This is a genomic window from Streptomyces sp. SID5910 (genome assembly GCF_009862125.1).
Classification (GTDB): domain Bacteria; phylum Actinomycetota; class Actinomycetes; order Streptomycetales; family Streptomycetaceae; genus Streptomyces.
Genome location: NZ_WWHX01000335.1, coordinates 1 through 12,557, shown reverse-complemented (window position 1 = coordinate 12,557; position 12,557 = coordinate 1). Strand labels below are relative to the sequence as shown.

The window sequence follows — 12,557 nt, the reverse complement described above, 5'->3', positions numbered from 1 at the left end:
CCGCCGCGGCGGCCGGCCCCGGACACCGGGCCCGCACCCGAACCCCCCACCGCCACCGTCCCCGGCCCCCGCCGGGCCCCGGAACCGCCCCCGCCGGCCTCCGAGCCGCCACCGGCCCCGCACACCACCCACACCCCGGAAGCCCCGGCCACTTCAGACGCCCCGAACACAGCCGCCCCCGCCGAGCCCGCCGCCGATCCCCGGGACCAGCTCGCCGTCCCCGTCGGACAGCTCCAGGCGCTGCGCCGAGGCGACCACCTCCTCGTCCTGTGGGCCTGGCCCGACGGCGCCCTCAGCGCCCGCGTCCGCTGGCGCCGCGAGCCGGGCCCCGGCGGCGCCGGGCCGCGCGGCGGCGTCCCGAGGGAGGGCGAACTGCTCTGCCGGCGCCGCGTCTACGAGCACGACGGCGGCCTCGACCTGGCCGTCGGCCGGGGCGCGGTCACCCTCACCGTCGAGGCCCTGGTCGCCGCGCCCGGCACCGACTGCGAGGGCGCCTCCTCCCTCCTCGTCGCCGCCGAGGCACCCGTCGTGGAGTACGAGCCGAGCGTGCGCCGGCGCCTCAAGGGCCGGGTCGCCTCCGTCGCCTTCACCTCCGCCACCGGCTGCGACCTGCCCGCGCTGCGCATCGTCCACAGCCTCGGCCGGTTCCGGCCCACCAGTACCGCCGAGGGCACCGTGCTGCACGAGGTGCCCGCGCAACGCCTGCCCGCCGGGGCCCCGCTGACCGTGGAGTTCCCGCTGCCCGCCACCCGGGGCCCCTCCTGGCTGGTCTGCTTCCCGGCGGACGCCGCCACCGACACGCCCGTCGACATCCGCCCGACGGCGCTGCACAGACTGCGAGTGACGTGATGGCCAAACAACTCACCTGCCCCTACTGCTACGAGCACTTCGCGCCCCGCGAGATCCGCTTCCGCTGCAACAGCCGCCTCAGCCGCACCGGGAAGCAGTGCGCACGCCGCCGCGACCAGGTGCTCGACGAACGCCGGGGCCCGCGCCCGAGCCACGACCTCGGACCGGACTTCACCGCCGACGGCCGCAAGCCCACGGCCGTGTGCCCCGACTGCGACGGCGAGACCACGTACCGGATCTGCCCGGTGTGCCACTCCGAACTCCCCGTCCAGTTCGGCCGGGTGGACAACCGCCTGATCGCCATGGTCGGCGCCAAGGCGTCCGGCAAGACCGTCTACATGACGGTGCTGCTGCACGAGATGAGGAACAGGGTCGGCGAGGCGTTCGGCGCCGCCCTGATGGGCCTGGACGACGCGACGATGCGCCGCTACAGCTCCGACTACGAGGACCGCCTCTACCGCGACAACCAGATGTTCCCCGGCACCCAGACCGCCTCCACCAACCTCAACCGGGTCGACCCGCTGGTCTTCCGCTTCAGCCTGGGCCGGCGCACCCTCCTCGGCGAACGCCCCCAGCACACCGTCCTGTCCTTCTTCGACACGGCCGGGGAGGACTTCAGCTCCCGGGAGAGCGTCGAGCTCAACACCCGCTACCTCACCGGCGCCGACGGCATCATCCTGCTCCTCGACCCGCTCCAGATGTCCGACGCCCGGGCCGGCGCCCTGCCGGGCACACCGCTGCCGGGCACCGAAGGGCTCGACGCGCCCGTCAACGTGCTGTCCCGGGTCACCGGCCTGCTCCTCGCCCCGCGCGGCGGCCGGTCCGCGCAGAAGATCGACACGCCGATCGCGGTGGTCTTCTCCAAGATGGACGCCTTCTGGCACCAGCTGGACGCCGGCAGCCCGCTGCGCGACTACGCCCCGCCGGGCGGCCGGTTCGACGTCGGTGACAGCCTCAGCGTCCACGAGGAGGTGCGCCGGCTCCTCAAGGACTGGGACGGCGTCCAGATCGACCAGCTCCTCGACAACCACTACAGCCGCTACCGCTACTTCGGCGTCTCCGCCCTCGGCCGCAACCCCACCCCCGAGGCCCGCGTCGCCCCCACCGGCATCCAGCCCTACCGGGTGGCCGACCCGCTGCTGTGGCTGCTCTCCGAGTTCGGCTCGGTGCCGAAGGCGGGACGCGGATGACCGGCCCGGAGGCGCCCGGGCGGCCACCCGGCCCACGGGCCCACTTCCAGCAGCTCTACTACACCTCCTGCGAGCACGGCCTCAGCGGCTTCTCCGGCTTCCAGTTCAACGCCGTCAGCGCGGGCGTCAGCGCCGAGACCCGGCACGCCGTGGAAGCCCTCGCCGGCTACGAACCGCCGCGCTCCCTGGTGGAGTCGGACACCCCGGAACTGCTCGCCCGCTGCCCGGTCAACCTCTGCTACCGGCCCTACGACCCGCAGGGCCGCACCGCCACCGCGCTGTGCGTGCGCTACGTGGGCCGGGACTCCGCCCGCCGCTTCGGCAACTACTTCGCCCACGCCCTGCACAGCGACGACTTCCCCGCGGCCGGCGGCGGGATGCTCGGGATCGAGCTGTGGGAGTCGCCGGTGTGGACCCGCTCCGCGTCCCCGGACACCGAGATCCCGGTGCTCGCGAAGCCCCCGCGCGGCCCGCTCGGCGCCCGCGCCGTCCACGGCTTCGTCCGCGCCCACCCGCACGCGGAGCGGCTGCCGGAGCTGCTGGCCGCCGTGTTCGCCGCGCTCACCGACCACGGCTCGGTGGTGGTCGTCGACGACTCGACCGACCGGATCGCGCACTGGTTCGCCGCCGTGTCCTACCTGCTGCCGCCACCGCTCGCCCGCCGGCTGTCGTTCGCCACCTACGTCTTCCGGCCCGCCCGCAGCCGGCTGCACCTGATCGGCACGGTGCCCGAGGCGCGGCTCGACTTCGGGACGGACGACGAGGCCGCCTACACCGTCTTCGACTTCTCCCGCGGCCGCTTCCCGCGGGTGGCCGTCCCCGCCCTGGTGCCGCTGCTGACCCGGATCGGCGTCGGCTCCGTCCGGCCCGTCTGGTCCTGGACGGCGGACTACACCCACGGCGGCGAGGAGACCCCGGACGACTGGCACGCACCGGTCGCCGCGGCGGCGGCCTCGGGCGGCATCGCGCTCACCGGCGCCGACGTCCGGGCGGTGATCGGCTGGCTGGCCGGCGCCGGCCACCTGGGCCCGCGCCGCGCCGCCGTCGCCGCCGACCTGCACCGCAAGCACCGGGACCTGGACGACGCGCAGCTCGCGGCGCTCAGCGACGCCGCGAAGGCCGGCGGCGACACGGCCGTGCACCAGGAGATCGAGGGGAAGCTGCACGAGTCCCGGATGCGGGCGTACATGACCGGCGCCGAGGACGCGACCGCGCCGGTGCCGATCACCGACCCGGCGGAGCGCGAGCGGGCCACCGCCCTGTGGGCACGGCTGCTGGGGGAGGCGACCACGGCCCGGCAGCGGGTGCGGCTGCTGCTGTGGGCGCTCGGCGCCCGTCTCGCCCCGGCACCCGACCTCGTCGCACGCGAGACGCTGGTCCTGGCCCGCATGCTGCTCGGCACCGCCGACCAGGCCCCCGGCCTGCGCGGGGAGGTGGCCGAACTCGTCGGCGGCATGCCGCGGATGCGCGAGGCGCTGGCGGACGCGGTGCAGGAGGCCCTGGAGGCACGGGACGGACAGGAGCAGCTGTTCGCGCAGTTCCCCGCCGAACTGCTCGGCGAGCGGGACCTGCGGGACCGCCCGCTGCTCCTCGAGTACCACTGGCGGGCCCGGGCCGAACGGGAGCCGTCGCGCACGGTCGAGATCCTGTTCCGGATCCTGGAGGTGCGCGGCCGGACCTCGCCCGACGCGGAACTGCTGCGCGGCCTGTGGCGCCACTCACGGCCCTGGACGCACCGGGAGGCCCTGCGGATCGTCCACGGGCTGTCCGGCGCGGGGCGGGTGGACGAGGCGGTCGGCGCATGGCTGGACCGCGCGGTCGGACAGCGGATCGACGACGAGGAAGGGCTCGCGGCCTGCCTGGAGCTGTGCGAGGCGCTCTCCTCGCCCGGCCGCGCGCACTGGCTGCCGCCGGCCGCACGGGAACGGGTGCGCATCATCCTGGACCTGGACCAGGCCCTGCGCACGGAACGCGAGGCCGTGCGACTCGCCCGCGCGTTCGCGGTGTCGGGCACCGCCACCTGGACCGCGGCGCAGGCCCTGAGGCGGTACCGCCTGGTGCCGGCCATGCTGGCCCTGCCCGTCGACGTCCCGCGGCTGCGCGAGGAGCTGCCCGGGTTCGGCCACTGGCTCGCGGAGGAGTACCTGGCGGCCGTGCGCCGGACGGCGACCGGCGCCGAGCGGCCCGACGACGTCCGGCTCGGCCACGTCGCCGCCGTGGCCGCGCTGCCCACCGCCGACGGGCGGCTCTCCCAGGCCCAGCAGGAACTCGTCCACCTGATCCGGGGCCACACCGGCAGGCACTGGCGGACCGACGACGTGCGGCGGCTGGAGGCGGCGGTACGCCCCCACCACCCGCCGCTCGCCGACTACTACCGGGAGTGCGCCGAGGCCCGCCGGAGCGGCACGCAGAAGCTGGTCGGAAAGGTGCGGCGCCCGTTCCGCCGCGACAAGGGCGCCGGCCCGGGCGACGGCTCCCGCAGCGACAAGAAGGGACGGTGACGTCCGGTGGACGAGATCGTCGCCTGGGTCTTCATACCCGTGCTCTACCTCGCCGCGCTCACGGCCTACCTGGTGGTCGTCCCGGCCATCGTGCTGCTGCGGGGCCTCGCGCTGGCGATGGAACTCCTGTGGGGCCACGTCCGCCTGCTGATCGGCGTCCTGTACCGGCGCACGCCCGAGTTCCGCACGATGGCGCCCTACCGCCCGCAGGACGAGGCGGTGAAGGCGTACCGCAACTACTTCTTCGGCCCGGGCTACCGCGACCTGCGCCAACTCCTCACGCTGGAGCGGCGGTCGTACGTGCGGACGGCCGGCGACTCCTTCCGGGCCGTGACCACGCGTCAGTTCACGGCCCCGGCCCGGCACCGGGCGTTCACGGTGCCGTACGGGGTGACCCTGTACCTGGGCCTCTGCCTGGGCGCGGTCCTGGCGCTGCCGCCGCTCGCCCTGCTGCTCGCCCTGCACGCCCTCGTCCTCGTCCTGCTCACGGGCGGCGCCCGGGCGGTCGCCGGGACGCTGCGGGCGGTGGACCGGGCGGTGCTGTGGGTGAAGCGGCTGCGCACCGGCATGCTCTGCCCGCACTGCTTCGAACGCGTCCCCTACCCGTCGTACGACTGCCCCCGCGACACCTGCCGGCGCCGGCACGCGGACATCCGGCCGGGGACGTACGGCATCTTCCGGCGCCGTTGCGAGTGCGGGCAGCGCATGCCGACCCTGCTGATGCTGATGAGCAGGGACGCGCGGCTCCAGGCGTACTGCGTGCATCCGCACTGCGAGAAGCCGATGAACGCGGACGCCGGGCACATGCCCGAGGTGGTGCTGCCGCTCATCGGCGGACAGGCCGCCGGCAAGACGCAGTTGATGGCGGCGATGCTGCTCTCCCTGGAGAACGCGGCGGCCGACGGCGGGCCGGCGATCACGCTCGCCGACGACGACTCGGACGCCAACTACCAGGTGCTGCGCGAGGTCCTGCGGATGCAGGGCCACACCCGGGCGACGCAGAAGGCGCTGCCCCGGGCGCACTCCTTCGTCCTCGGCACCGGCCGCTCCGAACGGCTGGTCCACCTCTTCGACACGGCCGGCGAGCGGTTCGTCGACCGAGACGAGACGGACGCGCTGCGCTACGCCCGGGCCGCGCGGACCTTCCTCTTCGTCCTCGACCCGATGTCGGTGAAGGCGTTCTGGACCTCGCTGGAACCCGCGCCGGGCCCGCTCCTCGACCGCACCCTCGCCTCGACGGTCGACCCCGAGGAGGTCTTCGGCCGGTCGGTCCAGGCGGTGGCCGCGATGGGCGCGCCGCTGAAGCGTTCGCGGCTGGCCGTCGCCATCAGCAAGACCGACCTGCTGGCCGGGCACGGCCTGGTGCCCGACCGCCTCGACGACAGCGACGGCGCCCGCGCCTGGCTCTGCGAGGGCCTCGGTCTGCGCAGCCTCGTCCAGGCGATGGAACTGGACTTCCAGGAGGTCCGCTACTTCTGCACGGCAGCGGTCGCCGACGAGGACGCCCGCGTGGACGACAGCATCACCCGGTTCGTGGACTGGTGCCTGCGGGACTGAGGCGGTGACGGGGCCGGGGGAGGCCTCCGTGCCAGAATGGACGCCCCGCCGTCCCGCCGTACCGCTGATCCACCGAGGTTCTTCCGTGTCCAAGCCCGTGGCCCGCGAGCCGCAGCGACGCAACGCGCGCTCCAACCGGGCGCGCATCCTGGCCACGGCCCGCCGGGAGCTGGGGCGGAACCCGGACACCACGCTGGAGGAACTGGCGCGGGCCGCCGGCGTCGTACGGCGCACCCTCTTCGGGCACTTCCCGGGGCGCGCGGCGCTGCTGGAGGCGCTTGCCGAGGAGGCCTCGGAGGTGCTGCGGAGCACGATGGAGTCGGCCGGGGAGGGGGCCGGGCCGCAGGTGCCGGCCGAGCGCGCCCTCGCGTACTTCCTGCTGCTGATGTGGCCCGTCGGCGACCGCTACCGGATGCTGCTGGCACTGGCCCGGCACGACCTGGGCGCGGAGCGCGTGGCCGAGATCCTCACGCCGGCCCGCGCCGAGGTGACCGCCATCCTGGAGCGCGGCCAGCGCGACGGCACCTTCCCCGCGCATCTGCCGCCCGCCGTGCTGAGCGCCGGGCTGGAGGCGATGACGGTGGCCCTGCTGGAGCAGGTCAACACCGGCGCGCTGGAGGACGACGGCACCCGGGCCGCGGTCGCCACCCTGATCGCGGCGGGCGTACCCCACGACCACGCCCGCACGGTCGTCGACGCGGTCTCCCCAACGCTCCCCACCCCACCGACCACCTGACCCCGACCGCCCGACCCGGCACGCCGCCGACCGCCTGACACCCCGGCGGCCCTCCACACCACCGACCGGCTGACGTCCCGGCAGGCCCCCGCCGCCGACCGGCGCTCCGCCGCCCCGCACATGCCGTCGACCCTTGGCGCCTCGGCGCGGCGCCGTACGCCGGCTGACCACGTCTCACGCCGGGGGTCCCGCAGGGCCGGTTGCCGCCTGCGTGTCCCGGGCACGCCGCGCCGTCTCCCTCGCCGTGCTCGCGGGGACGCCCGCCGTGATGAGGGCGGCTGTGGCCGCGTCGGTGCCGTCGTCGCTCCAGGTGCCGCGGCGCACGCAGTCCAGGAGGGCCAGTAGGTGTGCCTCGACGGCCGCGCCGAGTGCACCGGCCGGTACGCCGGTCTGGAAGGCGCCCTCCTGTCGGCCGCGGGCGACGATCGCGGCCAGCGTGTCCCGGGCCGGGGCCAGCAGGTGTCCCACCCGCTCGCTCGTCCGGTCGGGCCCCAGGTCCCGGCGGGCCAGGGCGATGAGCGTGCCGTAGCGGTCGCCGACCGGCCAGAGGGCGAGGACGAAGCGGGCCAGCGCGGTCGCGGGGTCGTCCCGCGGCGGACCGGCGTCCGGCGCGCCGGGTCCGGCGAGCGCGTCCCGCACCGCCTCCGCGGCCTCCCCGACAAGCCCCTCGATCAGCGCCTCCCGTCCGGCGAAGTGCCCGTACAGGGTGCGGCGTGCCACCCCGGCCGCCTCGGCGATCGCGGCGAGCGCCCGGTCGGGGTCGCGGCCCAGTTCGCGCTCGGCGGCGCGCAGGATCCGCGTGCGTGTCGTGGTCATCGGCGGGTACCCCCATGGTGTTTTGCACATCGGTGGGCAAGAAACTAACCTGAGACTAGTCTGCACACCGATGGGCAATTAACTCGCCCTCGTACCCGGGAGCCCCCATGCCCCTACTGGCCACCACACCCGTCGAGAAGATGACCGGGCCGTACCCACGGCGCTGGTGGGCCCTGATCGTGCTGTGCCTCAGCCTGCTGATCGTCGTCATGGCCAACACGTCCCTGATCGTGGCCGCCCCGGCGATGACCGCCGACCTGGGCCTGAGCAGCAGCGACCTCCAGTGGGTCATCGACGGCTACACCGTCCCGTACGCCGCGCTGATGCTCGTGCTGGGCGCGATCGGCGACAAGTACAGCCGTCGCGGTGCCTTGATCACCGGTCTGGTGATCTTCGCGGGCGGTTCGGTGATGGGCAGCCTGGTCGACGAGACGGCGCTGGTCATCGCCGCCCGGGCGGTCATGGGCGTCGGCGCCGCCGTCGTCATGCCGGCGACGCTGTCCCTGCTGGTCGCGATCTTCCCGAGGAGCGAGCGGGCCCGCGCCATCACGGCCTGGACCGCCACGTCCGGACTCGCCATCGCCGTCGGCCCGCTGGTCGCCGGCTGGCTCCTCGGCGACCACGCCTGGGGCTCGACCTTCCTGGTCAACGTGCCCATCGCGGTCCTCGCCGTCGTCGGCGCGCTGTTCCTCGTACCGCCGTCCCGCGCGGCCGGCATGGGCCGCATCGACTACGTCGGCGGTCTGCTCTCCATCGTCTCCGTCGGCAGCCTGGTCTACGCGACCATCGAGGGCCCGCACTTCGGCTGGGGCGCCGGTCCCGTCACCGCGGCCGTCGTCGCCGGCGTCGGCCTCGTGGCCTTCGTCGCCTGGGAGCTGCGCCACCCGCAGCCCATGCTGGACGTGCGCCGGTTCCTCCAGCGGCCGTTCAGCGGCTCGATGCTGGCCGTGCTGTTCTTCTTCTTCGGCACCTACGGCGCCATCTACTACTCCACGCAGTTCCTCCAGTTCGTCCTCGGCTACGGCGCCCTGGAGACCGGCGTACGGCTGCTGCCGCTGGCCGGCGCCGTGTTCGTCGGCGCCGCCGTCACCGGGCGCCTCACCCCGAAGCTGGGCGTCAAGGCCATGGTCGGCTCCGGCATGGTGATCGGCACCGTCGGCGTGTTCCTGCTCGTCCTCGTCGACAAGGGCTCGACGTACTCGGGCTTCCTGGCCCCGATGCTGCTGCTCGGCCTCGCGATCGGCCTCAGCGTCTCCCCGGCCACCGACACCATCATGGGCTCCTTCCCGGAGAGCGAACTCGGCGTCGGCGGCGGCGCCAACGACACCGCGCTGGAGCTCGGCGGCTCGCTCGGCATCGCCGTCCTCGGCTCCCTGCTCGGCACCGCCTACCGCGACGAACTGGCCGACCTGGCCGGGGGCCGGCTCCCGGCCGCCGCGCTGGACACCGCCCAGGACTCCGTCGGCGGCGGACTCGCGGTCGCCGAACAGATCGCCAAGAACCCGTCGGCCGGACCGCGGCAGGCCCAGGCCCTGACCGACGCCGTCCACGAGGCCTTCGCCCACGGCGTCGCCACGACCAGCCTGATCGGCGGGATCATCATGGCCGCCGGCACCGTGATCGTCCTCGCGGTGCTGCCCGGCCGCCGGGCCGTCGCGGCGCAGCGGTCCGAGGACGAGCCGGCGAAGACCCCGGACGCGGAGTACAGCCACTCCGCGGACTGAGCCCGCTCAGTCGGCCAGGGCCGCCAGGTCCTCCGCCGTGCGCGGACCCTCCGCCGGGTCGGTCAACAGCCCCCGGGCGCACAGCAGTCGCGCCGCCGCCACGCCCCACGGCAGCCGCAGCCCCGCCAGACCGAGCAGGTCGGTGCGGGCCAGCGTCGGCGCCGTGGGGCCGGTGTGCACCCCGGTGGGGGTGAGCAGGGCGGCGTCGTCGGACCAGCGCAGGGCGAGATCCACGTCGTGCGTCGCCATCACCACCGTGGTGCCGCCCGCCCGCAGCCGGCCGAGGGTGTCGAGCAGCCGCTCCTGCCCGTCCGGGTCGAGCCCGGCGGTCGGCTCGTCGAGGATCAGCACCCGGGGCCGCATCGCGACCGCACCGGCGATCGCCGTCCGCTTGCGCTGCCCGTACGACAGCAGATGCGTGGGCCGGTCGGCGAGCGCGGCGATGTCCAGCGCGGTCAGCGCCTCCTCGACCCGGGCCCGGACCTCCGCGTCGGGCAGCCCGAGGTTCAGCGGCCCGAACGACACGTCCTGGGCGACGGACGCCGCGAACAGCTGGTCGTCCGGGTCCTGCACCACCAACTGCACGGTGGTCCGCAGCCGCGTCAGCCCCGCCCGGTCGTACGTCACCGGCCGCCCGTCCACCGTCAACTGCCCGGCGCCCGGCCGCAGTCCGCCGCTGAGCAGCCGCATCAGCGTCGTCTTGCCGCTGCCGTTGCGGCCCAGCAGCGCCAGCGCGCGCCCCTCGCGCACCGCGAAGTCCAGGCCGCTCAGCACCAACGGCCCCTCCTCGTACCCGAACGACGCGCCCCGCAGGGCGACCAGGGCCGGTTCGGCGGGCTCGTTCACGACAGGGGCCTTTCCAGGACGAAGGTGAGGGCGGCCAGCGCCGCCAGCAGCGTGACGCTCGCCGCCGTGAAGGGCACGGAGACCCGGGCCTCGGGCACCAGGACGCGCAGCGTGCCGTCGTAGCCGCGCCCGGCGAGGCCCGCCTGAAGCCGCGTCGCCCGGTCGAAGGCCCGCACGAACGCGGTGGCGCCGAGCCCGCCGAGCGAACGCCACGCCGCGGCCCGGGTGGTGTGCCCGAGCCGCGCGGCCTGCGCCTCGCGGATCCGGCGCACGGAGTCGAGCAGCAGGAAACTCATGCGGTACGTCACCAGCGCCACGTCCACCACCGGCGCCGGCACCCCGGCCCGCACCAGCCGGGGCAGCAGGTCGGACATCGGCGTGGTGAACGCGAACAGCAGCACCCCGAGCGACGCCGCCGACGTACGCAGCAGCAGCTCCCCGGCGCGCACCGCACCGCCGTCCGCCGCGCCCACGAAGCCGCCCGGGCCCCCGACCCGCACCAGCAGCGGCAGCGCGCCGGTCACACAGAACCCCAACGGCACCCGGTACGCCCGCCACAGCCGGCGCCCGGGCACACCCGCCGGGCCGAGCAGCACCACCAGCGCCGCGAGCAGCACCAGCGCCGCGCCCGGCCAGGGCGGCAGCGAGATCGCCAGCACGGTCAGACCCAGCCCGAGCACGGCCTTGTCCACGGGGTGCCGGTGACGCCACCGGCTGCTGTGCGCCGCCGCGTCGATCGGCAGCACTCAGTCCCCTTCGGGCACGTGCGCGTCCTGCCGTGCGGTCCGGGCCGCCGCCCGCTCCTCGCCCTGCCTGCGGCCCCGGCGCAGCCCGAAGTAGTAGGCCAGCACGCCCGCGCCGAGTGCCGCCTGGAGGGCGAACAGCGCGGACTCGATCTCCCCGGACGGCGGCTCGTACAGCGGCGAGAACCACGGCTCGTAGTCCGGTTCGATCTCCGTGATCGCCGTCTCCGCCTCGGCGTCGGCCCCGGCGAACGGCTCCTCCTTGTGGTCGCCGAGGCCGAGCACCAGCGGCAGCACCGCGAGGGCGGCCACGGCGAGCAGCAGCAGCGCGTTGATCCTCGTGTTGCGCTTCATCGGACGACCGCCTCCTCGCGCGCGCCGGTGGCGGCCGGCAGCACGCCCAGCCGGGTCAGCTCGCCCTTGCTGGACTGCACCAGCAGCCGCATCACGACCACCGTGAGCAGGCCCTCGCTCACCGCGAGCGGGATCTGCGTGACGGCGAAGATGGACCCGAACTTGCCGAGCGCGCCCAGGAATCCGCTGCTCGGGTCGGGGAAGGCCAGCGCCAGCTGCACGCTGGTGACGCAGTACGTGGACAGGTCGGCGACGAACGCCGCGAAGAACACCGTGACCATCAGCGGCGCCCCGTACCGGCGCAGCAGGCGGTAGGTGCCGTACCCGGCCCAGGGCCCGGCGATCGCCATCGAGAAGGCGTTGGCGCCGAGCGTGGTCAGACCGCCGTGGGCGAGCAGCAGCGCCTGGAAGAGCAGGGTGATCGTGCCCAGCACCGCCATGATGGGCGGCCGGAACAGGATGGCGCCCAGACCGGTCCCGGTGGGATGCGAACAACTCCCGGTGACGGAGGGCAGTTTCAGGGCCGACAGCACGAACGTGAAGGCACCGGACGCCCCGAGCAGCAGCGTGCTCTCGGGATGTTCCCTGACCTCACGGGTGAGTGACCGTACTCCGTGGACGACGAACGGCGCGGACGCGACACCCCAGGCGATCGCGTGCGCCGGAGGCAGAAAGCCCTCGGCTATGTGCATGGCTCAGCAGACCCTCTCCAGCACCTCGTGGATGGACGACGCGCCTTGGCCGGTCTCCTGGCTGACGGGTACCACCGCCCGAACTCCGCCTTCCCGGGTCCGTGAGGACCCAGTGGCTGCCCGCGAGGGGCTGGAGCCGGACTTCCCGATCACAGTGGCGAGGGCCGCACCGGTACTTCACCGGATTTCCCGTTCACCAAGGCGTGGCGACAGTAGTGCGCCCACGAGGGTGGTGACAAGCGGGCCTTTCCGCGGGGCCGCCGGCCGCGGCGGCATTCCGCGCCGGTGCGCCGTCGTACGGCGGCGCCGTTCTCGCGCGACGTGGCGAAGATCTCCTCACGCCCGCGGCGGAGGGGGAGGTGCCTGGTCGCCGGTGTGCCGGCCCACCCGGGAACGCAGCTGCTGGCCCAGTGCCGTGCCGGCGGCGGTGAGGAAGACGAAGCTGTAGAGGATCTGGAGGATGGCGACGATCCGCGCGGTCTGGCCCTGCGGGGTGATGTCGCCGTAGCCGACGGTGGCGAGGGTGACGACGGTGAAGTACATCGAGTC

General features: G+C 74.7%; 11 protein-coding genes, 1 pseudogene and 1 riboswitch. Of the genes and pseudogenes, 6 read left to right on the top strand and 6 right to left on the bottom strand.

Annotated features, from left to right (window positions below; all coding sequences use genetic code 11):
- From GTW67_RS11580 to GTW67_RS11560, 5 genes and pseudogenes are all read left to right on the top strand, one after another.
- Window positions 1-849, top strand: a pseudogene (locus GTW67_RS11580) (hypothetical protein); the annotation flags it as partial.
- The gene (locus GTW67_RS11575) at window positions 849-2,039 is read left to right on the top strand and encodes a hypothetical protein (RefSeq protein WP_161164717.1); all 1,191 of its coding nucleotides are present in this window, start codon (window positions 849-851) and stop codon (window positions 2,037-2,039) included. The pseudogene GTW67_RS11580 and the gene GTW67_RS11575, both read left to right, overlap by 1 nt.
- On the top strand, window positions 2,036-4,540 hold the full coding sequence (locus tag GTW67_RS11570) for a GTPase-associated protein 1-related protein (RefSeq protein WP_202437112.1): 2,505 nt from the start codon (window positions 2,036-2,038) through the stop codon (window positions 4,538-4,540). Before GTW67_RS11575 ends, GTW67_RS11570 begins: the two co-directional genes overlap by 4 nt.
- A gap of 6 nt (window positions 4,541-4,546) precedes the next feature.
- Entirely contained in the window at window positions 4,547-6,097 is a 1,551-nt protein-coding gene (locus GTW67_RS38335; RefSeq protein WP_161164716.1) for a TRAFAC clade GTPase domain-containing protein, read from the top strand.
- 85 nt (window positions 6,098-6,182) lie between these two features.
- Window positions 6,183-6,833 (top strand): TetR family transcriptional regulator, encoded by a 651-nt coding sequence (locus tag GTW67_RS11560; protein WP_161164715.1) that lies wholly within the window; start codon window positions 6,183-6,185, stop codon window positions 6,831-6,833.
- 174 nt (window positions 6,834-7,007) lie between these two features.
- On the opposite strand, the gene GTW67_RS11555 is transcribed toward GTW67_RS11560, so the two are convergent.
- Window positions 7,008-7,649 (bottom strand): TetR/AcrR family transcriptional regulator, encoded by a 642-nt coding sequence (locus tag GTW67_RS11555; protein ID WP_237518790.1) that lies wholly within the window; start codon window positions 7,647-7,649, stop codon window positions 7,008-7,010.
- Window positions 7,650-7,756: 107 nt separating this feature from the next.
- Between GTW67_RS11555 and GTW67_RS11550 the strand changes: the two genes are divergently transcribed.
- Window positions 7,757-9,373 carry an MFS transporter gene (locus GTW67_RS11550; RefSeq protein ID WP_161164713.1) on the top strand — a complete coding sequence of 539 codons (1,617 nt, stop codon included), beginning with the start codon at window positions 7,757-7,759 and terminating at the stop codon, window positions 9,371-9,373.
- A 6-nt stretch (window positions 9,374-9,379) separates the two neighbouring features.
- On the opposite strand, the gene GTW67_RS11545 is transcribed toward GTW67_RS11550, so the two are convergent.
- The 5 genes from GTW67_RS11545 to GTW67_RS11525 form a co-directional block, all read right to left on the bottom strand.
- Window positions 9,380-10,219 (bottom strand): energy-coupling factor ABC transporter ATP-binding protein, CbiO family, encoded by an 840-nt coding sequence (locus tag GTW67_RS11545; RefSeq protein WP_161164712.1) that lies wholly within the window; start codon window positions 10,217-10,219, stop codon window positions 9,380-9,382.
- Window positions 10,216-10,965 (bottom strand): cobalt ECF transporter T component CbiQ, encoded by a 750-nt coding sequence (gene cbiQ / locus GTW67_RS11540; protein ID WP_161163607.1) that lies wholly within the window; start codon window positions 10,963-10,965, stop codon window positions 10,216-10,218. Before cbiQ ends, GTW67_RS11545 begins: the two co-directional genes overlap by 4 nt.
- Window positions 10,966-11,316 carry an energy-coupling factor ABC transporter substrate-binding protein gene (locus GTW67_RS11535; protein ID WP_161163608.1) on the bottom strand — a complete coding sequence of 117 codons (351 nt, stop codon included), beginning with the start codon at window positions 11,314-11,316 and terminating at the stop codon, window positions 10,966-10,968.
- Window positions 11,313-12,008, bottom strand: coding sequence for an energy-coupling factor ABC transporter permease (locus GTW67_RS11530; RefSeq protein WP_161163609.1), 696 nt, complete (start codon window positions 12,006-12,008; stop codon window positions 11,313-11,315). Before GTW67_RS11530 ends, GTW67_RS11535 begins: the two co-directional genes overlap by 4 nt.
- Window positions 12,009-12,038: 30 nt before the next feature.
- Window positions 12,039-12,224, bottom strand: a riboswitch (cobalamin riboswitch).
- Between the two features lie 120 nt (window positions 12,225-12,344).
- Window positions 12,345-12,557 (bottom strand): potassium channel family protein (locus GTW67_RS11525; protein ID WP_161164711.1); only part of this gene is annotated, 213 nt, incomplete at its 5' end.